This window comes from Paenibacillus sp. NFR01 (assembly GCF_900111565.1).
Classification (GTDB): Bacteria; Bacillota; Bacilli; order Paenibacillales; family Paenibacillaceae; genus Paenibacillus_AQ.
The window spans coordinates 406,801-430,532 of record NZ_FOIK01000003.1; the positions used below are offsets into that span (position 1 = coordinate 406,801).

Annotated in this window: 19 protein-coding genes; all 19 read left to right on the plus strand. The window is 51.1% G+C overall.

Translation table 11 applies throughout. The features are described from left to right. Window positions 1–254 precede the first annotated feature (254 nt). The 19 genes from BMW84_RS16680 to csrA all read left to right on the plus strand — a co-directional run bounded on the left by BMW84_RS16680 (window position 255) and on the right by csrA (window position 23,705). Window positions 255–3,062 carry an Ig-like domain-containing protein gene (locus tag BMW84_RS16680; protein ID WP_175498843.1) on the plus strand — a complete coding sequence of 936 codons (2,808 nt, stop codon included), beginning with the start codon at window positions 255–257 and terminating at the stop codon, window positions 3,060–3,062. A 100-nt stretch (window positions 3,063–3,162) separates the two neighbouring features. After that, entirely contained in the window at window positions 3,163–3,699 is a 537-nt protein-coding gene (locus BMW84_RS16685; protein ID WP_091070354.1) for a hypothetical protein, read from the plus strand. A gap of 151 nt (window positions 3,700–3,850) precedes the next feature. Further along, window positions 3,851–4,117, plus strand: coding sequence for an alpha/beta-type small acid-soluble spore protein (locus BMW84_RS16690; RefSeq protein WP_091070355.1), 267 nt, complete (start codon window positions 3,851–3,853; stop codon window positions 4,115–4,117). Window positions 4,118–4,343: 226 nt separating this feature from the next. Then, on the plus strand, window positions 4,344–5,546 hold the full coding sequence (gene metK, locus BMW84_RS16695) for a methionine adenosyltransferase (protein WP_091070357.1): 1,203 nt from the start codon (window positions 4,344–4,346) through the stop codon (window positions 5,544–5,546). A gap of 194 nt (window positions 5,547–5,740) precedes the next feature. Continuing rightward, on the plus strand, window positions 5,741–9,778 hold the full coding sequence (locus BMW84_RS16700; RefSeq protein ID WP_091070359.1) for an Ig-like domain-containing protein: 4,038 nt from the start codon (window positions 5,741–5,743) through the stop codon (window positions 9,776–9,778). A gap of 246 nt (window positions 9,779–10,024) precedes the next feature. Then, window positions 10,025–12,709 (plus strand): stalk domain-containing protein, encoded by a 2,685-nt coding sequence (locus BMW84_RS16705; protein WP_091070360.1) that lies wholly within the window; start codon window positions 10,025–10,027, stop codon window positions 12,707–12,709. Between the two features lie 53 nt (window positions 12,710–12,762). Continuing rightward, window positions 12,763–13,917 carry a sensor histidine kinase gene (locus BMW84_RS16710; protein WP_091070362.1) on the plus strand — a complete coding sequence of 385 codons (1,155 nt, stop codon included), beginning with the start codon at window positions 12,763–12,765 and terminating at the stop codon, window positions 13,915–13,917. Between the two features lie 4 nt (window positions 13,918–13,921). Beyond that, window positions 13,922–14,644: a response regulator gene (locus tag BMW84_RS16715; RefSeq protein WP_091070364.1), complete on the plus strand. Its 723-nt coding sequence runs from the start codon at window positions 13,922–13,924 to the stop codon at window positions 14,642–14,644. A 152-nt stretch (window positions 14,645–14,796) separates the two neighbouring features. Further along, window positions 14,797–15,234, plus strand: coding sequence for a glycosyltransferase family A protein (locus BMW84_RS16720; protein WP_091070365.1), 438 nt, complete (start codon window positions 14,797–14,799; stop codon window positions 15,232–15,234). 95 nt (window positions 15,235–15,329) lie between these two features. Further along, window positions 15,330–17,384 (plus strand): helicase-related protein, encoded by a 2,055-nt coding sequence (locus tag BMW84_RS16725; protein ID WP_091070367.1) that lies wholly within the window; start codon window positions 15,330–15,332, stop codon window positions 17,382–17,384. After that, the gene (locus BMW84_RS16730) at window positions 17,381–18,301 is read left to right on the plus strand and encodes a ComF family protein (protein ID WP_091070369.1); all 921 of its coding nucleotides are present in this window, start codon (window positions 17,381–17,383) and stop codon (window positions 18,299–18,301) included. Before BMW84_RS16725 ends, BMW84_RS16730 begins: the two co-directional genes overlap by 4 nt. A 127-nt stretch (window positions 18,302–18,428) precedes the next feature. Then, window positions 18,429–18,836, plus strand: coding sequence for a TIGR03826 family flagellar region protein (locus tag BMW84_RS16735; protein WP_091070370.1), 408 nt, complete (start codon window positions 18,429–18,431; stop codon window positions 18,834–18,836). 102 nt (window positions 18,837–18,938) lie between these two features. Then, window positions 18,939–19,226, plus strand: coding sequence for a flagellar biosynthesis anti-sigma factor FlgM (gene flgM / locus BMW84_RS16740; protein WP_091070372.1), 288 nt, complete (start codon window positions 18,939–18,941; stop codon window positions 19,224–19,226). Between the two features lie 12 nt (window positions 19,227–19,238). Then, a complete protein-coding gene (locus BMW84_RS16745; protein ID WP_091070373.1) occupies window positions 19,239–19,739 on the plus strand; it encodes a flagellar protein FlgN in 501 nt (166 codons plus the stop codon). 56 nt (window positions 19,740–19,795) lie between these two features. Beyond that, entirely contained in the window at window positions 19,796–21,397 is a 1,602-nt protein-coding gene (gene flgK, locus BMW84_RS16750; protein ID WP_091070375.1) for a flagellar hook-associated protein FlgK, read from the plus strand. A 17-nt stretch (window positions 21,398–21,414) separates the two neighbouring features. Then, window positions 21,415–22,335, plus strand: a complete 921-nt coding sequence (gene flgL / locus BMW84_RS16755) for a flagellar hook-associated protein FlgL (protein ID WP_091070377.1) — start codon at window positions 21,415–21,417, stop codon at window positions 22,333–22,335. A gap of 18 nt (window positions 22,336–22,353) precedes the next feature. Next, window positions 22,354–22,920: a DUF6470 family protein gene (locus BMW84_RS16760; RefSeq protein ID WP_091070378.1), complete on the plus strand. Its 567-nt coding sequence runs from the start codon at window positions 22,354–22,356 to the stop codon at window positions 22,918–22,920. A gap of 100 nt (window positions 22,921–23,020) precedes the next feature. Beyond that, window positions 23,021–23,467, plus strand: coding sequence for a flagellar assembly protein FliW (gene fliW, locus BMW84_RS16765; protein WP_091070380.1), 447 nt, complete (start codon window positions 23,021–23,023; stop codon window positions 23,465–23,467). A 1-nt stretch (window position 23,468) separates the two neighbouring features. Next, entirely contained in the window at window positions 23,469–23,705 is a 237-nt protein-coding gene (gene csrA / locus BMW84_RS16770; RefSeq protein WP_091070382.1) for a carbon storage regulator CsrA, read from the plus strand. Window positions 23,706–23,732: the final 27 nt, after the last annotated feature.

Here is a 23,732-nt window from a genome sequence, read left to right on the forward strand (position 1 = left end):
ACTTTTCCGAAACTTCTGCGTTTAAGGTGTAGAGTCATTTGCACAGGGCATTAGCCTGATGGCACAGAGGTAAAGCGGTTTTGAGAATGGAAAAATTAGCTTTACGTGACTAGAGGCACATTGTATAATACTTAGGTAGAATTAGGAATCTAGTATTATTCTGCCTTGAATCTGCTTACAAGTTTCTGTGATACCCGTCACAGACATTATTTATACTTAATATGCTCAACTCGGGAAAGGGGGTGCATCGGCTAATGAGTAACATGAGCTACCCAACTAAAGAAAATACTCAGTTTATGAATGTTCAAGGAGGAGAAAAAAAGGTTATGAAGAAAATTTTATCCGTAGCATTGTCTACAGCAATGGCATTCTCGATGTTTGCCTCTGTGGCATTTGCTGACACGACTACTACTGCAACTCCACAACAAGCATTTGAAGCACTGGCAGCTAAAGGTATCCTGAACGGCTACCCGGACGGCCAAGCTCACCTTGAAAAAGATCTGACTCGCGCTGAATTCGCTAAGATCGTATCTAAATTGTTCGATCTGAAAGAAGTAACCGGCAAACTGTCTTACAAAGACAAAGGTTACACAGCAACAAACTGGGCTGTTCCTTACATCGAAGCAGTAACTGCTGCGAACTTGATGCAAGGTAAAGATACAGTTAAAGGCATCTTCGACTACAACGGTAAAGTAACAGTTGAAGAAGTTTCTGCTGTATTGTTCCGCGCTCTGAAACTGGAAACTCCAGCTACAACTGATAACTCCGCTTCCGCATGGGCTAAAGGTTATGCACAAGCAGTTATCAACGCTGGTCTGATCGCTAAAGATACCAACTTCAAAGCTAACGCTACCCGCCAACTGGTTGTTCAAGCCGCTTACCAAGTAGCTACTCTGCAAACTAAGCCTGCAGTAGTATCCGCTAAAGCAATCAGCCCTACAAGCGTAGAAGTTACTTTTGATGACAAAACTACTACAACTGTAACTCCTGCTGCTGCTCTGGTAGAAGGCGTTCCTACAAACGTAGCGTTCACTTACAAAGGTTTCAGCTACAGCGTTTCTGTAACCCTGGCTGCTCCAGCTGTGACAAGCGTATCGATCGTGAACAGCAAGCAACTTAAAATTCAATTCAACAGCCCTGTCAATACTGACACTGTTCTGGATGCCAACGGCGAACTTCTGAACAACGTTGTTACTCTTGACGGAACGGCTTTGGTGGCTGCTACTTCTGACGCATCTTTCGATGATGCTAAGCTCGTCCTGACAGTAACGCTTACCACTGGTCTGGTTAAAGACACTGAGCATACTCTTACTGTAGACAATGTACAAAATGCTCAAGCTGTTAAATTCCCTAGATACTCTGTTGCTTTCAAAGCAGCTGAAGCGGTTGTTCCTTCGATCAAGTCCCTGACTTCGGTTACTAAGAACGATGTTACTCGCAACGTAACAATCGAGTTCACTGAACCGGTTTCTTTCAACTCGATCAAAGTGAATGGCAAATTCGTAAGTGGCGTGGCTACTGCTGACTCCAACTACGGAGCTAAATACACCTTGACTACTTCTGAAGACCTTACAACGGGCCAAACTTACTCCGTTGAAGTTAACGGTCTGAAAGACGGATTCAATAACTTGGCTCAAAACATTATCACAACTTCCGTAGCTGTTGTTCGCGATACAGTTAAGCCTACATTCACTGTAGCTGCTGTTAACGAAAAAACGCTTGATGTGAAGTTCGACAAATCGATGAGCTCGAGCGTTGCGGTTGACTCCTTCACAGTAACTTATGTTGATGTGACTGGCGCAACTAAAACTGCAGTTCAAACTCAATTGCCAACTTTGAAATCTGACGGCAAAACCTTCAGAATCACGCTGGCAACTGATGTTTTCGAAGGCAACACCAGCCTCACTACGAAAGATCTGAAAGTTGCTGTAGCGAATGTTGCTGATACTCTTGGCAACGTAGTGGATTCCAAAACTGCTACTGTTACAATCAACCGTGATGCTACGAAGCCTACAATTTCTGCTGTGAAGGTTGTTCCAGGAACTTCCAACACATTGACTGTTGACTTCTCTGAACCGGTTACAGGTATCGCTCCTGCAGCATTCGCCTTGACTGATGCCAATGGTAATGACGTTAAGACATCTGCTGGAACTACTATCACTGTAGCCACTGCAGTTGCTGCTGATTCGGATACAGCGACTCTGACGCTTTCCGCTTCGCTGCCTGCTACTGGAACTTATAAACTGGTTCTGAAACAAGATTACCTCAGCGATAACGCTACTGTAGCTAACAAAAATGCTGCTCAAGTTGTGTCCTTTACGTTCACAAAAGCTGCAGCTACAGTTAACCAAGTATATGCAACGATCTCTAACAGCCTTGGTGGCGGTGTTGTAACATCCTCTACACAAGCAGACCGTAGAGTTGTAGTTACTTTCACTGAGCCAGACGTTATTCACGGCCTGAGCAACTCCACAGGTACTTATCTTGATGGCGCTGCTGACAACGCTGCAAACTACACATTGGATGGAGTAGCTCTGCCGGCCGGTACTACTGTTACCTTCGCTGGTACTACTGCAACCATCGACTTCACTGCTGTAGCTGCAGCTAACCTGCCTACTGCTTTGAAACAAGGCGGTAACATTGGAATTGGCGTATCTAACGTAAAAACTGCTGCAGGCTCCACTCTGGGTTACACAACTGCAACAGTAGCCGTTAAAGATACTACTGCACCAACTGTTTCTGGCGCATTCCTTACTGGTGATGTATCCAGCAACACTGTGAAGTTGACTGTTGTATTCAGCGAAGCTGTAGACATCACAGCTATTGATGCAACTAAATTCAGCTTGACTGATGGTACTAACACTGCAGCATTTGACAGTGCGGTTGTAGGAACTGACTCTTCGAGAGTAGAGTTCACTTTCACTGCTGCGCCTACTTTGGATGCTACTAAAACCATCACACTTGCTATTGCTGCTGCGAACGGTGTGAAAGATAAAGCTGCTACTCCAGTAGCTCTTGGCACTGCCGCTGCGGTTGCTGTAACTAACTACGCTACAAACTAATCTTTGAAACGTAGTTGTTAGGCATAAGGGACAGAGAGGAAACTCTCTGTCCTTTTTATTTATTCCACAATTGAGACACAACGCTAATGAGGAGGAACATATGCATCTTGGCAAAAAAGTTACCATTACAGCTTGTCTGTTAGTAGCGGCGATCTGGGCCGGAACCATCCTCACTACCGCCGAAGGTGCAAGCGTAGGATCCCAACCAGGCACCGCCGACGACCCGGTAGTCACTAAAAGCTATGTCGATCAAGCGATCCAACAAGCCCTTAAAGGAGGCGCCGTTGCAACACAAGCGCCAGTCGCTACATCGACGCCGGTTCCAACTGCTCCATCGAATTCTGGCGGAAATACCTCTACAGATGAAGGCATAAAAATTGTTGACGTAAAACCAGGACAAACTCTGGTCGCATCAGCAGGTGCGGAATTTATCGTTCGTGCCGGCAAAGCCATTATTTTCTCTGCAGATGCCAACGGTGTAGCCGATTTGACGGATGGCAAAGATTTAACGAATGGACAACCTGCACCATCGAACCATCTGCTGTCCTTTCCGCGTGACGGTCGCGGCATTGCAGTACAAAGCGGACAAACCCTTGGACTGGTCGTCATGGTTCGCGGCGGATATACGCTGCAATAATTCTTACTTCTAATAAGTATGCCCTTTATATCCAAAGCGCATACTTCGCTCATCATTTCCAGCCCTCCCATACATTGTTGGGATTGAGATAAGGTCATTGGATGCACTATATACCTGTATTCTTAAACTTTCTTTAGGAGGTACAGGGACCATGGCTAGAAATAATAATCGTACTGTCGTACCGGAAAGCCGCGCGATGCTGAAACAAATGCAATATGAAATCGCTTCGGAGTTTGGTTTATATGGAGCTTCCACCGGCGTGGGGGCGGATACAGAGTTTGCTTCCGAGCTGGGTTTTTCGGGGGGCATTGCCAAAACGCCATACCTCGGACATCTGTCGTCCAGAGATAACGGATCGGTCGGGGGAGAAATCACGAAACGGCTCGTCCAACAAGCCGAGCAATCTTTATTCCACTAGGAATATTGCCGTTCCTCATTATAAGCGCCTTGCGTATACTGGTGTATCTGTCAGGGCCTTGAATTGACACCATCGGTCAAATGAGATAATATGACTTTTGAGAAAAGCCATGACCTTTTCCAATAGGAAAAGGTTCATTTTTTATTACATTATATATTCTAGGCCTGTTATTGATTAAGGAGCCCCCTTATACGATGTCAGACTAATGATATGGGAGGTTGTTGGATTGTCTATTCAAGGACGTCATTTATTTACTTCCGAGTCCGTAACTGAAGGCCATCCGGATAAAATCTGTGACCAGATTTCGGACGCGGTGCTGGACGCTTTTTTGGCGAATGATCCGAATGCCCGCGTAGCCTGCGAAGTTGCTGTAGCTACCGGTTTAGTTCTGGTTATTGGGGAAATCAGCACAAAATCCGATTATGTCGATATTCCATCGATTGTTCGCAACACGATTAAAGAGATTGGCTACACCCGCGCAAAATATGGCTTCGATTATAATACCTGCGCCGTGCTGACCTCGCTTAATGAGCAGTCTGCGGATATTGCCCAAGGCGTAAATGCTGCGCTGGAGCATCGTGATCCGGCACAAGTTGCCGAAGAAACGGCAAATATCGGTGCAGGGGACCAAGGTTTGATGTTTGGTTTTGCGACGAATGAAACACCGGAACTGATGCCGCTGCCGATCGCACTGTCGCACCGCATTGCCCGCCGGTTGTCCGAAGTGCGCAAGAATGGCACATTGGAATATTTGCGTCCGGACGGCAAAACCCAGGTTACCGTTGAATATCAGGATGATAAGCCGGTACGCGTGGACACGATCGTCGTTTCAACCCAGCATGCAGAAGAGATTTCGCTCGAGCAAATTCAAGCGGACATCAAAGAGCATGTAATCCTGCCGGTTGTACCTGCAGAGCTGCTCGACGAGAACACTAAATACTTCATTAATCCTACAGGCCGTTTTGTGATTGGCGGTCCGCAAGGCGATGCCGGTCTGACCGGCCGGAAAATCATTGTCGACACCTACGGCGGTTATGCCCGTCATGGCGGCGGTGCATTCTCCGGTAAGGATCCGACCAAAGTCGACCGCTCTGCAGCGTATGCCGCACGGTATGTCGCGAAAAATATCGTAGCCGCCGGTCTGGCGGATAAATGCGAAATTCAGCTTGCTTACGCCATCGGCGTTGCCAATCCTGTCTCGATTAATGTAGATACATACGGCACAGGTAAAATCAGCGAAGAAAAGCTTGCTGAACTGGTCCGCACGAATTTCGATCTGCGCCCTGCCGGCATTATTGCCATGCTGAATCTGCGCCGTCCGATTTACAAGCAGACTGCGGCATACGGCCATTTCGGCCGTACCGATGTCGATCTTCCTTGGGAACGTGTCGATAAAGCCGATCTTCTAAAGAATAAAGCTGGCCTGTAATTTAACATTTATAAGACCGCCCGCGAGGCGCCTTCCGTATCGGATTGCCGCTGCTGCGGGCTTTTTGCGTATAGATTTATGCGCAGCCGCTGGTATAGAAGAGTATCCTCTTCTAAACTTTGGAAGCCCTTTAGCCGACATATAAGAATATACATAAAGACGCTAGAAAAGGCTTGAGAGGAGTCAATCACCGCATGAAACGAAAACTATCCCTAGGACTTGCCCTGATTCTCGCCGGCAATTTGCTTCTGGGAACGGCAGCACCTGCAGGAAGCCCGATCTTATCGACCGTTCACGCCGCGGCAGATTTTAATGTATATACAACGCCGGCCGACGGAGACAAAAATATCAGCACCAATGCATCCCTAAGTTTAAGCTTTGATCAGCTGGTCACTCCGCAAACAGGGAATATTACGGTATATGCCGAGGGTGTCGCGACGCCTTTCATGACGATACCGGTTGGCAATCTAGGTCTAGTCAGCAGTTCTAAAAGCTTCGAGATCAAGCTCGGAGCGAATAAACCGATGGATCCCAATAAGAAGTATACCGTTTCCATTCCGCGGGGCTTGTTTGAAGACAGCTCAGGAAATGACTCCGCCGCTAAAAGCTGGTCGTTTACGACAACGCCTGTAACGAATCCCGTGATTGTTGCCAGCAATTTTTTGCCGGCCACGAATTCACGGGTGGACGCCAGTACCTTTTCGCAGCTGAGCTTCAAGCTGAATAGCAAGCTGCAAAAGGGTGGGGGCTCCATCAAGCTGATCTCATACAGTGACAATTCAGTGGTTCAGGAGTTTAAAGTTCAGGACAGTTCTCCGTATGTGGCCGTAACCACGGATTCGGTATCTACAACGGTCACGCTGACTTTAGCCAGCCGTCTGGCTGTTGGCAGCAGTTATTATATTTTAATCGACAATTATGCATTCAAGGATGACGACAATAAGACTTTCGCCGGGATTCAAAGCGGAAATGTCTGGCGGTTTTTCACAAAAGGCGGAGCCGTTGCTTCTGCGGCCGTATCGCCGCTGCGGGGGGCTGTAAATGTTCCGGTAACGAGCAAAGTCGATTTGACCTTTGACCGGCCGATGATGCCTGCCTCCGGCTTGATTACCTTAACACAAGGGGGGGCGACAAGCACCGTCCGTTCTTTCGACGTCAATTCTACATCCGTAACCGGCGGCGGCAGCCAGACCATTTCGATCAACACGGCTTCAAGCGCCTACCCGCTTTCGGCGGGGACGCTGTATACTGTATACATTCCGCAAGGCGCTTTTTATGACCAGGACGGAAATCCCTATCCTGCAGCAAGCGCCGGAGAGACGTGGAGTTTCACAACCGCGGCCCAGGTGAACAGCGGGTATACGGCAGCGTTCAGCCCGGCCGACCGGGCCGAGAATGTGGCGCTGAACCAAAAGCTCAAGCTTACCTTCTATCGAGAAACTGCACGAAATCCAGCGATATCGACCGGAGCAACGCTTTATAAGAGCAATGGAACCCTTGTTCCTTCTACATTAACGCAGAATAGCGATTATGAGTTTGAAATTGTGCCGGGCAGTTCGCTGGATAACGATACGGTCTATTATATTGACATACCAAGCGGCGCATTTTACGAGAAAAATAATTCAGCGAGCCTTTATGGGGGCGTCAACGGAAAAAATGCTTGGAGCTTCCGCACGGTCGCGGACGATCGTACCGCTCCAATGCTGCAGACGGCGCAAATGGAGAATAACCGCACGATTCGCCTGAAATACGATGAGACGCTGAATTCGTCCATTGCGCTGATGCTCTCCAGCTTTACGGTTACGGTTAACGATGAGCGGCGCAACGTGAGCGGCGTCTATATCACAGGCGATAGCGTTTATGTCACGCTTGAGACCGGAATCGCCGTAGGGCAAGTGGTCAAAATCTCGTATTCCAGCGTCCTGCGTTCGATCCAGGATGATAGCGGGAATGCCGCGAGCGCTTTTTCATTAAAACAGGTCGGCAATGGCGTCCAATCCGCTCTGCCGCTGCCTAAAGACGGTTATCTGAGCGGCAAGACGCTGGTGCTTAACTTCAATGATTCGATTAAAGCCGTTTCTGCCTATGCGTATAGCCAGTTCACGGTATATGCCGACGGTTCGTCGCTGGGAGTAAGCTCCATCACCTCCAGCGGTTCCTCGGTCATTCTGGGGCTGGGCAATACGGCGTCGAGCGGACAAACTGTTAAACTCGCCTATTATGCCGGGTCATACCCGCTACAGGATCAGTACGGACAGAATATCGCCAATTTCAGCGATCTCTATATCCGGAATTCCAGCGACGTGACGGCTCCGCTCTTCCAGAGCGCCTCCGGTTCAGGGAACAAAGTCCTCTTGAATTATAACGAAGGCTTGTCTTCGACTAGCCTGCCCATGAACAGCCAATTTTCCGTACTGGCTGCAGGTACGCCTAATTACGTTACGAATGTATCCGTAAGCGGCAACCAGGTTACATTGACGTTGCAGAGCAGCTTGAAAACGAATGTTGCGACAACGGTATCCTATGTTCCCGGTTCGCTCGGTATCAGTGATCTGAACGGTAACCGCGCTGCGTACATTAACCTGCAGAATGTGTCGGTTACCGGCAGCACAAGCACCGGAATCGCGGAGATTAGCTCAGCTACCGTGAGCGGAGACGAGCTTACCGTAAACTTCAGCAAAACGATGAGCGCTTCCTCGGCCTTGTATAGCGGTCAGTTTGCGGTTAGAGCAGACAGTTCCATGGTGGGTGTTCAGACCTTCTCTTTGTCCGGAAGCACGCTGAAGCTGACGCTGTCGAGCATCATTAAGACAGGCCAGGCCGTCGACCTGTCCTATATGTCAGGCGGCGGTTCGATCTACGATTCGACCGGGAAATCGCTGGATTCCTTTACGGCGCTTGCCGTGCAGAACTTGACAGGGACCTCAACCACGACGGCCAGCAGGCCGGCCTATATGGCCACCCTTGCGGCGGCTGAATTCGGCAAAGAGTACCCGCTTTTGAAAAGCGATTCAGCCACGGCCGTGGACGACCGTTCCACCTACGGGCAATCGGTCAAAAGATATAATCTGACGGCGGAGCGGATCTCCGCCAGCTATGACTACTTGGCGAAGCTCAGCACGCCGAGCCTGGCTTTTGAAGTACCATCGACGGAGTCTGCGGCATATGTAACTGTGCCGTTAAAGCCACTGCTGGATGCCGTAAATCGCAACAGTAAATCCACTTTCTCGGTGCGCTACGGAGACAACCTGTATACGCTGGCATTGAACGACATCAATATGAACAGTTTGGCGGCAAGCCTGGCGGCGGACAGCAGCAGCATCTCGCTTGTGATTCGGATGGAGAAGGTCCCTTCCGGAACGTTTTCGCCGCTGGAGCAGAAGCTTAAGCTCCAGGGAATGACGGGAATCACGAATCTCGTCGATCTCAAAGTAGCAGCCTCGCTCACCAGTAATTTCAATAATGCTGCGGCTTTGAGCGTTTCGGGAGATTATATAGCTCGCACAACGGCTTCGGTAAACCAGGACACCGCCTCGGCGGCAAGGCTGGATATGTCCTACTACGATGCCGCTTATCTGCCGACCAAGGTTACAATGACGGGAACCTATACGGCAATACGCGGAAAAGTGACGGGCAACCAGGTGGTCGGAACCTTCCAGTCCACTCGCAGCTTTACGGACATGGGCCGGCATTGGGCAAAGGATACCGTATCTGAGCTGACTGCTAAGAACATTATCGACAGCAGCTACGGAACGACCTTTAAACCGGATCAAAAAATTACCCGTGCGGAGTTTGCGGTGATGCTCAGCCGGGGGCTGGGATTACTTGGCGACCGTACGACGGCCCAACGGTTCAGCGATATCCAATATTCGACGCAAACCGGGGATTATGTCGGCGCTGCGGCCAAAGCGGGAATCATTACGGGCAATACGGATGGAACCTTTAAGCCAAGCAGCAATATTACCCGTGAGCAGTTGGCCATTATGATCATTCGCGCCATGGAGTATACGGGAAATCCGATTACGCTTCGCTCGACATCGGCGTTAACCTTGTCCGCCTTTAAGGACAGCAAAAAAATTCAAAGTCAAAGCGCCGAATTTGTCGCCAAAGCGGTGCAGGAGGGGATTATTCTCGGCATGACCTCTACGAGTTTCCAGCCGCAGGGCAACGCTACCCGTGCCCAGGCCGCGGTCATGCTGCAGCGGATGCTGGAGATGGCCGGATATTTGTAATTTTATTATCCATTTAAAATAAAAATACACGTATTTAAAAGCGTCCGGCCCCTGGCCGGGCGTTTTTTTCATGCTTCAAGAGAGGGATCCCCGGCAAGCCCATTCTATGAATCTTCCAAAATACGCAACTTTTTCGCCTGAAATCAGTCTATTAAAGGTGTGACGGGAACTAGAAGACGTCCCCAGACTTGGAAAAACAGACGCGGATACGGCTGAAAAAAAGAGAGATGGGAGAGTTCACTGGAAATGAAAGAAGCAAAAAAATGGGTTGCCGCCTCACTGGCCGGCGTACTCTGGATTATGCCGGTTCTTGGAGCAGAAGGCATGACGACACTGAATACCGGAATAAAATCGGTTGCCTCGGCGGCAACGGCTCCGCTGAATGTGACGAAGCTTAGCGAAGACGTCATTACTTCTGGCGCAATGATGATCAAGTATAAATATACGGCGACCCGCTCCGGCAAAGCGGTTACCGGCCTGGCGGATGTCATCCGGGTAGACCTCAGTAACCCTTATGTCTCCCTGGATGTAATGACAGGCAAGGGCGGTAAGCTGACCACCAAACAAAGCACAGGCGGCATGGCTGCCGAGACCGGCGCGGTTGCTGCCGTGAACGGAGATTATTTTGTCACCGGCGGAGAAGGCTCGCCCATGGGCGGAGAGATTGCCGGCGGAGTGCTGGTATCTACCCCTTCCCAGCTCGATGGGATGTACGCGTTTACGATTACGAAGGACCGCAAGCCGGTCATCGATGAATATTCTTTTGAGGGAATGATTACGGCTGAAGACGGCTCGCAGTTCCCGCTGTCCGGAATCAACAAAGGCGCATATACGCCGGAAGGCGGAAGTTCGATTTACAGCCACGCCAACGCGGCGTACATTTATACCGATGCCTGGACTGCATTGGAACGGCCGAAAAATAGCTCTACGACGCCTACCGAAGTACTCGTCGAGAACGGCGTAATTACGCAAATCTCCCCGGAGGGCCAAAGCGGCCTGCCGATGGCGGTTCCGCAAGGTGCCTATATTTTGCGTACGCACGGGTTGGCGGCACAGTTTGTAAGAGCGCATCTAGCGGTTGGACAAAAGCTGGCGACCGCGTATTCGCTGCGCTCCGAAACCACCCAGCAGGCGGTTGACCCCTCCAGCCTGCAGATGATGATCGGCGGCCATACGATTCTGGTCGATAACGGCAAAGCCGCGACTTTTTCCCGCTCAACCACAAGCATCGGCGGCAACCGTGCCCGCACGGCGCTGGGGTATTCGCAGGATGGCAAGTATGTGTATGTCATTGCCGTTGAAGACAACGGCAACAGTGCAGGGATGTCGCTGACGGAGCTGCAGACGTTTATGACAAGCATCGGGGTCTACAAAGGGCTCAATCTCGATGGCGGCGGATCGACGACGATGGTTGACCGTCCGCTCGCCGAAACGTCGACAAGGCTTACTTTCAATACCGAATATGGCACGGAACAACGCAGTATCGTCAACGGGCTTGGGGTCTATACGACAGCGCCGCAAGGCGAAGTAAAGGGCATTAAAATCAGCGGCAGCTCGGTCATGCTGATCGGGCAGCAAGCAAGCTTTTCCTTAAAAGGCTATGATACGTACTATAATCCGATCGATGTCGCTGCTTCCAATCCGGCCTGGACGTCCAGTAACGGCAGCGTGAGCATTAATGCGGGCAGCGCGACAGCCGTCAAAGCCGGCATAGCCACGCTGACCGCAACGAGCGGCTCAGCCAGCGCGACAGCCAAAGTTACGGTACTCGGCGGCGATGATTTGACGGGCCTCAATGTGGGAACGACCACTGCGCCGCTGACCGCGGGCGCTTCCGTCGCCGTTCCCGTAACGGCCACTGCGAAGAGCGGGACGTCGATTACCGTCCCTGCTTCCTCGCTCAAATGGGAGTTTGTCGGGTTTAAGGGCAGCGTAACGAACGGTACGCTCACCGTGGATTCCGTAAACCCGGGCGTACAGACGGGGTATGCCATCGCCAGATATGACGGCTTCAGCACAGTGGTGGTGCTCACGACGGCGGCTGCGACGGCTTGGGAGGATTTCGAAAAAGTCGGCTATCCGCTGGCCTTTACCTCTAACCTGACAACTGTAACCGGAACCGCGGCAGTGACGGACGGAAATGCCGAACGGGCCGGCTCCAAGGTGCTGACCTTGAGTTATGACATGACGGCAGGCAGCGGTAAAATGTACGCCTATGCCCAGTTTAACGGAACGGCCGGCAAGAGCATTCCGGCAGCGGCAACCGCGATGTCGCTCGATGTGATGGGGGATATGAGCCTCAACTGGCTGCGGGCCGAAGTGGTGGACAACAGCGGTGCGACGGTATATGTCGATCTGGCCAAAGTTATCGATTGGAGCGGCTGGAAGAAGCTGAACATTGATTTATCATCGTATGGCATTAAATTCCCGGCCACGCTGAAGCGGATGTATGTCGTCAACGTGGAAGAAGGGCAAGATGAACGCGCCAAAACCGGCACGGTTGCTTTTGACAATATCGCTTTTACGATGCCTTCCCTCTCCAGCGAAGCCGGATTGCCGAAGGGGAGTGCCGCGATGGTGATCGGTTCCAAGGCGATGACCGTTAATGGCGCCAAAGTGGCGATCGACGTAGCGCCGGTCGTCAAGGACAACAGCACGTACGTGCCGATCAAATACGTACTGGATGCGTTCGGAGGCAGCGCCACCTGGGATCAGAACACGAAGAAGATTATGGTGCTGCGCGGCGGTAAAGCCCTCGACCTGACTGTAAATAAAAAGGAATTTATCCTGAACGGCAAACGCCAAAGCGCAGAAGTCGCTCCTTTAATCCTACAAGGCAGGACTTTAGTACCGCTCAGACTCGTTTCCGAGCAGCTTGGACTGACCGTAAAATGGGAACAGAAAACGAAGACCGTAACGATCGAATCGTGATATGTTAATATATAGGGAAAGATCATGATTCGAAAGAAATGGGGCAAGTTTCCGTGGAATTTCAAACCGATGCAATCGATCGCGTCATAAAGAATACGATTGACGTGATGGAGAGCAGCAAATACCAAATTTATGAAATCCTGCAAGTCGCACGCGACGAGCTGCTGGCTCTAACCAAGGAATTGCAGCGGGTGATGGAAGAAACGGACGAGACCTTGCAAAAAGTCGATAAACTGGAACTGCAGTATCAGCGTTCGCGAATCCGGCTGACCGAGGTCAGCCGCGATTTCGTGCGGTACTCGGAACGGGATATACGGGTGGCTTACGAGAAAGCGACGGAGCTTCAGCTGGAGCTGATGATGACGCGGGAGCGGGAGGCCTATCTGCGCAACCGGCGCGACGAATTGCAACTGCGTACCCGGGGCGTGGAGCATTCCATCGAACGTGCGGAATTGATCGGCTCGCAGATGAGCGTCGTGCTGGATTATCTGTCCGGGGAACTCGACCAGGTGACGAGAATCGTGGAGTCGGCCAAGAATCGGCAAATGATCGGACTCAAGATTATTTTGGCGCAAGAAGAAGAACGAAAAAGAATTGCCCGGGAAATTCACGACGGACCGGCGCAAATGCTGGCGAATCTTGTTCTTCGCACAGAAATTGTAGAAAGAATGCTCGTAAAGCAGGAATTTGGGCTTGTGCAGGACGAAATAATAGACTTAAAAGGACAAGTCCGTTATTCGCTCGAAGAAATGCGCAAGGTGATCTTCAATCTTCGCCCGATGGCGCTGGATGATCTGGGACTTATCCCGACTCTGAGAAAATATGTGCATGATTTTGAGGACAAAACGAAGATCCGCACCTCTTTTGAGACGAGGGGAAAAGAGTATCGCCTAACCTCGGCGATGGAGGCTGCGGTCTACCGGTTAATCCAAGAAGCGTTGTCCAATGCGGCCAAGCACGCTTATCCAAGCTATGTGCTCGTGGAGATTACTTATCAGGCACAGATGATCAAGATTGTCGTCAAGGACAATGGGGTTGGTTTCAATGTCAAAAAGGTCAGCGAGCAGAGCCGGGAAAGCTTCGGTCTCGTAGGAATGCGGGAACGGGTGGAGCTGCTGGAAGGCCGGATCGAAATTCAATCCGAAGAAAATCAGGGCACAACTATTATCATCCACATTCCGACGAATGTGGACAAGGGAAAGGAGTAAAGCGATGGACATCCAGAACTCTGGCAAAAAGCCCATAAAGGTTCTTTTAGCCGACGACCATCAGTTGTTTCGGGAAGGCCTGAAACGCATTTTGAATATGGAGGACGACATTGAGGTCATCGGCGAATGCGGCGACGGCATTCAGGTGCTTGAGTTCGTGAACGTCAACAAGCCGGACATCGTGCTGATGGACATCAACATGCCGATCGAGAACGGTGTCGAAGCAACGCAAAAGCTGAAGGAGCTTTTTCCGGATGTGAAAGTCATCATCCTGTCGATTCATGACGATGAAAGTTATGTATTTGAAACGCTGCGCAAAGGAGCCAACGGTTACCTGCTCAAAGATATGGAGGCCGAATCGCTGATCAATGCGATCCGTTCCGTCTGCGAAGGGCATGCCTTTATTCATCCGAAGGTGACCGGCAAGCTGATCAACCAGCTGCGGCGCATGACCTACGTCAACGAAGCCGGTGCAGTTGCCGAAACGACGGTGAAGGAAGCGGGCGTGAAATTTGTCGCCGGCGACAACAATCCGCTGACCCGCCGGGAAGCCGAAGTTCTACGCCTGATGGCCGAAGGCAAGAGCAACAAGATGATCGGCGAATACCTGTTTATCAGCGAAAAAACCGTGAAAAATCACGTCAGCAGCATTTTGCAAAAAATGGAAGTAGACGACCGGACGCAAGCGGTTATCAACTCGATTAAATACGGTTGGGTTACATTGTAGCAACGGCGCAGTGACCAAACGGAATACATAGAGCAGCAAGAATACCCTGTCTCCGGACGGATGGCGGGGGACAAGCGATTCAGGGACGGGTGGCTAGGCACCGACCTTTTCTTTCCGGCATATAGTGTCGGTAGAAGAGGAGGTGCATCTCCATGGCAGCCCAATTGATCTGGATTGCTGCTGTATATGCAGCCGCTGTCGTTCTCGTTCATCTACTGCATCGCCGGTCCAAGAGCCCATTGAAGGGCCGCTTCGGGAAGCGGATTCACTATATTGTGGTTACCCGCAACCACGAAGCCGTGCTGGAGTGGTATACCCGGGTGCTGGGAATCGAGGCCTTTGTGACAGGGAAAAACATTCGCATTACCGTGCTGGACGACGGCTCGACGGACGGAACCTTGAGGATTGCCGCCAAACTGGCGCTCATCAGTCCGAATATAGAGCTGGGCGGGACGACCAGGAGCCTTGAAGAGCATTCGGCGAACCACGAGGATCAGCGGATGACGCTGGATCTCCGTTCCATCCGCAAGGGAGATCTACCGCCCTTTATGCGGATCCCGGAAGGCAGGGGATACGAATCTACAAGCTAGTCTATCATACAGCGGCAGCATACGGGTGAAGCACACTCTCTCCATAAACGGAGGAGTGTGCTTTTTTGCATGCGAATTAAGAAGGGGGTGCCGAAATGAAGGTGGCGGTATATGCAGTCTGCTGGAAAAAAGAATGGCAAATCAAGATTTCGCTGGATATTCAGGTGGACAAGCTGTGGTGGAGGCAGAGGGTGACGGAGTGCGAGGAGAAAGGGCCGACAGACATGGCCTGCATGCTGCGGCTAGCTGGTGCTCTGCCGCTGGGCTGGGCGGTGAAGCTGGAGAGAGGCTTTAGCTCTGAAGATGGCATGCATAGGTGGGGACTATCCGACTGGAAAGGCTATATACGCCGGATACTGCGGAAGGAACTGGAAAAGGAATGGACGGCCAGGCAGAAAATCAAGAGCGGCGTGGTTTCAGGAGGTGAAGGGTCGTACGGAGATGAGCGGGAATGGAAGGATCACATGCTTTTTGGAACGGAATTAATGCCTGGACATGAGAAGCAGATGCAGCTTAGTCGGCTGGCAGCGCTCAGCGATACACTGTCCGCGGCGCTCGGCGGCCGCTCGCTGCTCGTGCCGGAGCTTGAGGCTTTGCTGGCGGAGCAGGCTCCGGAGTGCCTGGGCGAGTGGCTCTCCATTGTTCAGCTCGCCTATCTGCAGGGGCGGCTGATGCTGGAAGCGGCGGCGGGGTCTTCCGCCGCAAGTGGTTTCCGGCCGGGCTCAGGCCGGAAGAAGGGCCGCGGGCGCGTTGCCCGCGGCGGCAAGGCCCGGGGAGCGCTCGCTGCGGCTCCCCGGCTGTTGCGCGCGGCGGCGCTTCGCCTGCCGCCGCTGCTCTGGCGCGGCGCTGCCGCCAGCCGCGCCGGGTTCCGCTGCCTGCGCTGCGGCAGCGGAACCACTGCCCGCACGCCCTGCGCGGCGTGCGGCCTGGCGGGCTGCGCCTACTGCGAGGCCTGCCTCGCGCTCGGGCGCAGCCGGGCCTGCGCGCTGCTGGTACGCAGCGCGGCCCTGCCGGCCGTGGCTTGCACGGCCGGAGGCGGCCCCACCGTGGCGGCACGCCGGTGGGGGCTTAGCGCGGCCCAGGCGGGAGCCGCCGGGGCTGCGCTGGGGTTCCTGGCAGAGCTGGCGCAGCGCTCCGCCAACAACAGCCGCCCAGAGAAGTTCCTGCTCTGGGCGGTCACGGGCGCGGGAAAGACGGAGATCACTTTCCCGCTGCTGGAAGCCGCCCTCGCTGCCGGAGGGCGGGCCCTGGTGGCGACGCCGCGGCGCGACGTCGTCCTGGAGCTCGCTCCGCGGCTGCGCAAAGCGTTCCCTGCGCATACGCTCGCCGTTTTGTACGGCGGGAGCGCGGAGCGCTGGGAGCAAAGCCAGATCACGCTGGCGACGACGCATCAGCTGATGCGTTTTTATCGCAGCTTTGATCTAGTCATTCTGGATGAACTGGATGCCTTCCCCTATCACGGCGACCCTATGCTGGCTTATGCCGCCGAGGAAGCATGCAAACCGGACGGGGCATTCCTCCTGCTGTCGGCAACCCCGCCAAAAGGACTGCAGCGCGAGGCCGCCCGCGGTAAACTCCCGCATGCCAAAGTTCCGGTACGTTTTCACGGTCAGAGGCTTCCGGTTCCGCTCCGCTTTACGCTGCCGGCTGTCCGTACTCTTCTTGCGCAAGGCCGGCTTTCGAATGTCTTGACCAAGCAGCTGATGAAATCGATCCGCCGCGATGCGCAGATTTTTCTGTTTGTGGCGCGAATCTCGCAGATTGAAGGATTGCTGCGGCTGCTGAAGACGGCGCTGCCCGGGGTGGCCATTGAGGGGACTTCTTCCCGCGATCCGCAGCGGACCGAGAAAGTTGCCGCCTTCCGCGCCAGAGAGATCACGCTTCTGGTGACCACCACGATTCTGGAGCGGGGGGTTACCGTCCCGCGCAGCGATGTGTATATTCTCGATGCCGATGACCAGCAATTTGACGAGGCCTCGCTGATCCAGATGGCCGGAAGAGCCGGCCGTTCCAAGACCGACCCGAACGGGTTGGTTGCCTTTTTCGCTCCGCGGTTTACGGGGGCACAGCGGAGCGCCATTCGGCAGATTCGCAGCATGAATGCCATCGCCCGGAAACAAGGATATTTCGTCAGGGAGGCGCCGAAATGAAGCTTTTTGCGAATTGGCGGCAAAGTTTGAACTCGCTGCTGGGGCCGGATTTGCAGTGGTGCCGGTTGTGCGGGAGGAAAGGCGTCCGATCGAAGGAGGCAGAGGGTCTTTGCCTGAAATGTGCCGCTTCGATTCCATGGATACGCACGCCGCGCTGCTTGAAATGCGGCCGGCCTGTCGGCTGCCCGGATTGCAACCGCAGTTTTGCGGACCCGGGACTGCTTATTCTCAACCGTAGCGCCGTTACCTACAGCGAAGTTATGCGCGAGCTGCTGGGCCGCTATAAATACCGCGGGGATGAACATTTAATCGGGCTTTTCGGAATGATGATGGATAGAGCCTATTCCATGATGTGCCTGGAAATGGCACACCTCCATTCCTTCAATAATCAATCGTCAGCTTCAACCTTCCCCATAAAAATTTCTTCTCCGAATATAACAACGTTGCATCAAAAACATGCGGAAATCATCCCTAGTCGGCTTCACCCCCGCCACGCCCCGGCTTGGCAAGGGGATCTTCTTGTCCCCGTTCCTGTCAGCGAATCCCGGCTGCGGGAGCGCGGCTTTAATCAAGCCGAGCAATTGGCGGATCAACTGAGCATTCGGTATGGCATTCCCCAGCTTCCGCTATTAGTCCGTACACACCACACGGCCAAGCAGAGCTTCAAGAGCCGGGCTGAACGATTGAATGATATGAAGCACGCCTTTGCCTTTACCTCTGATCTGAAGGTAGCGGCGGAATTTGCTTTTCTCGTGCAAAAGCAGGAAACGCCAACGCCCCCCCTAAGAATAATTATCATTGATGATATTTATACGACGGGGAGTACGTTACGGGCCTGTGCCGCTGCCATTGATTCCTGGAGCCGGGGAATCGGATATCCAGTGAGCATCTATAGTCTAACCTTAGCCCGTTCTTAAGCTTTTTGGGTAAAAATCCAATCTTGATGCCGTATAAAGATAGACGAAACCATGGTGATCATGTAATCTAGGAACATAACAAATTGTTAGGCTTCGAGGAATGGCAAGAGAGGAGATTGTGCAAACTATGAACGTGGATAATTGTCCCCGGTGCGGCCGGTTGTATGTTAAGAATGTGATGGAATTGTGCCAGCCTTGTTTGAAAGAGCTGGAGCATCAATATGAGACTTGTGTCAAATACCTGCGTGAGAACAGAGGCGCCAATATACAGGAATTATCAGATGCAACGGAGATTCCAATAAAGGAGATTACCCGCTTTATCCGCGAGGGCCGTATCTCGATCGCCAATGCTCCGAATATGATGTATCCGTGCGAAGTGTGCGGTACGCTTATTCGCGAGGGACATATGTGCGACAACTGCCGTGGCCGTCTGGTCAAAGACTTGAATACCGCGGCCAAGCAGAGCGAGGAAGCGCAAAAAACGCCTAAAACCAATGATGCTGCATACCGGGCAGTGGATAAGTTCCGCAACTAATATTTTGAAAAAGCATGTGCAGCTATAAAATATGATTCATCATGGGCCGATAAACTTAGTAAAGATTATCGGCTTTTTATTTGTATTGGGAGGTGTAAAGTTATGAAAATCAATGAGACTGGACGAATTAATCCGATCAATCCGTATCAACGGAGCGCAGAATCGCAGCGTCAGGATCAAGTGAAGAAGAGCTCGCGCAAGGATGAGGTCTCCATATCTGACGAAGCAATCAAGCTGCTGCAAGCGCAGAAGAGCAGTGAGACAGACGCTGCTCGTTCCGAGAAAATCGCTGACCTGAAACAACAGGTTTCCGCAGGTACTTACAAAATCGACGCCGCCAAACTCGCAGAAACACTCGCCCCTTACTTCAAGCAATCCTCCGAGAATTAGGTGAAACCACCCATGCCATTGATAAATTTACTTGAATTGCTGGAGCGGCTGGATGACGTGCATATTCAGATGCTTGATCTGGCCGCTGTCAAGAAGCAAGCCATTATGGATAACGATGTCGACAGTCTGATCGACCTTATGAATCGTGAATCCAAGCTGATGAAGATGGTCGGGCAGCTTGAAGAACAACGCTCGCAGGCGGTTTATTCCTTTTTGCAAGGAGTAGGGATTCGATCCAACCTGAGCCTGAATCTTTCGGAGCTATCCCGTCTTGTTTTTGATCCCGATGACAAATCGCGTCTGCTGCAAGTTCAGAACAAACTTTCCGGAACGCTATCCGAGCTAAAGAAAGCCAATGAGCTGAACCAGAAACTGATTGAGCAGTCGCTTGCTTTTATAGATTATTCCCTTGAACTTTTGGTCGGCAGACCGAACCAGGATATTACGTACCATCATCCGGCCGATAAGGGCGGCAATGCCTATCGTCCGGGACTTTTTGATACCCGAGGATAAGCAGTACGCGCTGGCGTGATGTTTTGCCGTAGTATTTACAAGGAGGAACCTTTAAGATGACATCCACATTTCATTCAATTGAGACGGCAAGACGCAGTTTGTTTACCCAGACCGCTGCGCTTAACACCACCGGACATAACATCGCCAATGCGAACACCGAAGGCTACACCCGCCAGCGGGTGAATATGAAAGCTTCTTCTCCAATCGAAGCTTACGGATTCAGTAATTCCACGGTCCCTGGACAGCTGGGCACCGGCGTTGAATTCGGCTCCATTGACCGCATCAGAGAAACGTTTTTGGATGACCAGTACCGCGGGGAGAACGCCTCGCTCGGCAATTGGACCATTCAATCCGACACGCTGGACAAGCTGGAAGCGATTTTTAATGAGCCTTCTGATACGGGCCTTAGCACGGTTCTCAATAATTTCTGGCAAGCCTGGTCAGATCTGAGCAAAAATCCCGAAGACAGCACCTCGCGGAAAATTGTGGCTCAAACGACTCAATCTCTGACCGATGCGCTCAATTACATGAGCAAACAGTTGGACAACCTTGATAACGATCTGTCTTCCAATATTGCAGTGAAAGCGACGGAAGTCCAAGGTTACCTCTCCTCCATCACTGATCTAAATGCCTCGATCTTCAAGATCGAAAGCATGGGCGATAAAGCTAACGATTTGCGTGACCAGCGCGATTTGTTGACGGATAAGCTTTCTAAAATTATGAATATCAGCGTGGTTGATACCGACTACGGTTACAGCATTTCTATGAGCGGGCAGGCTCTTGTAACTCCTAATGGCGATCCGGCAACCGTGGACAGCTCCTTCCTGACTTCCGCTTTTGCTTCCGGTGATTTGAAATCGGGCGAAGTGTATGGAATGCTATCCTCAAAGTCGAACTATGTGACCGACTATAAAGCACAGCTTGACAATATTGCTAATACGATTGCAAATGGGGACATTGAGGTTACTTTGCCTAATGGCTCCGTCTTGCCGGAAGGCACTGTTTTAAGCAGCGACGTCACCATTAAAAAAGCGGACGGAACAACAGCAACGGTAACGGCCGGTACAGCGTTGCCTGGAGGAGCTACCCTTACTGCAGATGCTAAGGTTACGGTAAAGGGTTTAAATGGACTTCACCAATTGGGTTATACGATGGACGGAACTTTAGACCCTGGAAAGCCATTGTTTACTGTTTCTGGTGACGGTTCAACTATTACAGCAGGTAATATTACGCTTAACCCGTTAATTGCAGAAGATACCAATCTGATCGCAACGTCATTGCGAACCACAGGAACAGGCGGTTCGGAAACGGTGGTCAAGGGCAATAACGCCCTTGCTTTGCTGCTCGCCAATCAGCAGATTAATACGTTTACTTCTCCATCTACAGGCATTCAAGGAACCGCTAGTGCTTTTTATAAAACGCTGGTTGGACAGTTGGGGATCCAATCCCAAGAAGCAACGCGGCAAACGGAGAATTCGGACTATCTGGTCCAACAAGTGGATTCCCGCAGGCAATCGGTAAGCGGCGTCTCGCTCGATGAAGAAATGTCCAATATGCTGGTATTCCAGCATGCTTACAGCGCCGCGGCCCGGTTTATGACGACTTATGATGAAATGCTTGATAAACTAATTAACTCTACCGGAACGGTAGGCAGATAAGCAAGGAGGACTAGCTGATGTTAAGAGTCACTTCAAATATGATGAACTCGCAGCTACTGCTGAATTTGAACCGTAATGCGCGTACCATGAATGATACGCAACTTCAGCTCAGCACAGGCCGTAAAATAAATAAGCCCTCTGATGATCCGGTAGGAATCACGTACTCCCTTCGTTATCGTGCCGAACTATCCGCTAACTCGCAGTATCAGGAGAATGTGGATGCGGCAACTTCATGGCTTGATTTTAACGATACGGTTTTGACAGAGGCTGGGGATGTTATCCAACGTTTGAGAGAGTTGACCGTCGACGGCGCAAACGGTACGAATAACCAAACGGCTTTGGACAGCATAAATGAAGAGGTCAAACAATTAAAGTCCCAGTTGCTCGATATTGCAAATAGCCAATTTAACGGAAAATATATTTTTAACGGCCAGCAGTATGACAAGAAACCGTATGATTTTCCGACAGGCCCTGACGGAACGCTGGACACTTCGGGCGCTGCGCTTGTAACTACGGATAGCGGGTTAATCAATTATACGGTAGGAGACAGCGTCCAGCTTCCTATTAATATTACCGGGAATGAAGTGTTTGGCGGAGACGAAGCGGATAATATCTTCAAGGTGCTGGATAATATCTCTGCTGCTTTAGCCGCGGGAAAAACAACGGAGCTATCGAATCAACTTGGGAACATTGACACCCGTATGAGTAAAATGGAAGCGATTCAGGCAAATGTCGGCGCGAAAACAAACCGTATTGAATTAATGGAGAACCGGTTAAGCGATCTTGAGGTCAATCTAACCGATCTGCAGTCCAAAACGGAAGATAGTGATTATGCCGAATTAGTAATGCAATCGAAGATCCAAGAAAATATCTATAACGCCTCCCTATCGGTCGGCTCCAAAATTATTCAGACTTCACTGGTGGATTTTATAAACTAATGTGGAGGAGACGATGAAGTGATCCAGCCTCTCGTTCAGATCCGTCAAACCTATGCGCTTATCGGAATGGATTCCACATCTGCAACCTTATCGATTTCACAGCCGCCGGCCGATATGCAAATTAATACTACCCCTGGCGAACTTACTGTCCACTCTCCCGGGCCTGAAGTCCATATTGATCAGTCGGCGGCAAGGGCGGCCTACACAGGCGGAACTTATCCGGAGATGAGTCAGAGAATATATTCAGGTGTTCAAGAAATTTGGCTTCAAGGTATAGCAAAACGTGTTGAGCAGGGAGACCGTATGGCGGAATTTTTCAAACCTGGCAACACTATAGCAGAGGTTTACGGAACCGACTGGCAGATAGAATCGCTCCCCGATATTCGCGGCGTCGCTTCTTTCGATAATGTGGATATTGATATTCAAGCAGTGGCACCGAGCATTGAGTATCGCCCCGCCGAAGTCCATATTCAAGTGCAGACCCATCAGCCGGATATTGAATATCAGCCTGGAAGTCTGGATATATATTTGCGTCAGAAGGCCTCGCTAAGCTTTATCCCGCCGGAAATTGACACACGCATGTAATATGAAAAGCTGTAGATGGTTGTTCACAAGCCTTCTATAGCTTTTTTGTTAATGTATGTTATCTAAGAGATTACAAGATGAACGCAAAGGAGTGTAAGCAATGCTTATAGAAACATCTGCATGGGGAACACTGGAAATCAGTGAGGATCAGGTATACAACTTTCCCAAGGGGATTCCAGGATTCGAGGAGGAAACTGAATTTGCTTTGATTCATTTCGAGGAGGGTCCATTCTCGTACTTATGTTCGTTAAAGAACGATGCCCTTTCATTCTTAATTTGTGATCCGTTTGTTTTTCATCCGGAATATGAATTTGAGCTTCCCCAGAGTGATATAGATGAATTGAAGATTCAGGATTCTGTGATCGTCCGGAGCATTGTTACATTACGTGAACCTGTGGATCAGTCTACATTGAATCTGCTGGCCCCGGTGGTACTGAATCCGATCACAAAAACCGGAAAGCAAACCGTATTGCATACATCCGCATATCAAGCCAGACATCCGCTTTGGGCGCCAGATATGGCCCGGATTAAAAAGGAGGGTGAATAAGATGCTTGTCTTGTCCCGAAAAAAAGGAGAGTCCATCATCATTCAGGATCAGATCGAATTGACCATTTTGAGTGTAGAAGGGGACACAGTAAAGGTCGGCATTAAAGCGCCCAAGCATATCGATATTTTCCGGCAGGAGGTTTATCTGTCCATTAAAGAAGCCAACAAGGAGTCTGCAGTTGCTCCAACGCAAGTGAACCTGGCGGCATTGATGGAGAGGTTAAAGGCAGGACAATAATTTTTTTCTGAATTTATCATCTAGGCT

Bases quoted from the DNA above. Each gene is read 5' to 3' on its own strand.
- BMW84_RS16680 (WP_175498843.1), top strand. From the start codon at position 255: ATGAGTAACATGAGCTACCCAACTAAAGAAAATACTCAGTTTATGAAT.
- BMW84_RS16685 (WP_091070354.1), top strand. From the start codon at position 3,163: ATGCATCTTGGCAAAAAAGTTACCATTACAGCTTGTCTGTTAGTAGCG.
- BMW84_RS16690 (WP_091070355.1), top strand. From the start codon at position 3,851: ATGGCTAGAAATAATAATCGTACTGTCGTACCGGAAAGCCGCGCGATG.
- BMW84_RS16700 (WP_091070359.1), top strand. From the start codon at position 5,741: ATGAAACGAAAACTATCCCTAGGACTTGCCCTGATTCTCGCCGGCAAT.
- BMW84_RS16705 (WP_091070360.1), top strand. From the start codon at position 10,025: ATGAAAGAAGCAAAAAAATGGGTTGCCGCCTCACTGGCCGGCGTACTC.
- BMW84_RS16715 (WP_091070364.1), top strand. From the start codon at position 13,922: ATGGACATCCAGAACTCTGGCAAAAAGCCCATAAAGGTTCTTTTAGCC.
- BMW84_RS16720 (WP_091070365.1), top strand. From the start codon at position 14,797: ATGGCAGCCCAATTGATCTGGATTGCTGCTGTATATGCAGCCGCTGTC.
- BMW84_RS16725 (WP_091070367.1), top strand. From the start codon at position 15,330: ATGAAGGTGGCGGTATATGCAGTCTGCTGGAAAAAAGAATGGCAAATC.
- BMW84_RS16730 (WP_091070369.1), top strand. From the start codon at position 17,381: ATGAAGCTTTTTGCGAATTGGCGGCAAAGTTTGAACTCGCTGCTGGGG.
- BMW84_RS16735 (WP_091070370.1), top strand. From the start codon at position 18,429: ATGAACGTGGATAATTGTCCCCGGTGCGGCCGGTTGTATGTTAAGAAT.
- flgM (WP_091070372.1), top strand. From the start codon at position 18,939: ATGAAAATCAATGAGACTGGACGAATTAATCCGATCAATCCGTATCAA.
- BMW84_RS16745 (WP_091070373.1), top strand. From the start codon at position 19,239: ATGCCATTGATAAATTTACTTGAATTGCTGGAGCGGCTGGATGACGTG.
- flgK (WP_091070375.1), top strand. From the start codon at position 19,796: ATGACATCCACATTTCATTCAATTGAGACGGCAAGACGCAGTTTGTTT.
- flgL (WP_091070377.1), top strand. From the start codon at position 21,415: ATGTTAAGAGTCACTTCAAATATGATGAACTCGCAGCTACTGCTGAAT.
- fliW (WP_091070380.1), top strand. From the start codon at position 23,021: ATGCTTATAGAAACATCTGCATGGGGAACACTGGAAATCAGTGAGGAT.
- csrA (WP_091070382.1), top strand. From the start codon at position 23,469: ATGCTTGTCTTGTCCCGAAAAAAAGGAGAGTCCATCATCATTCAGGAT.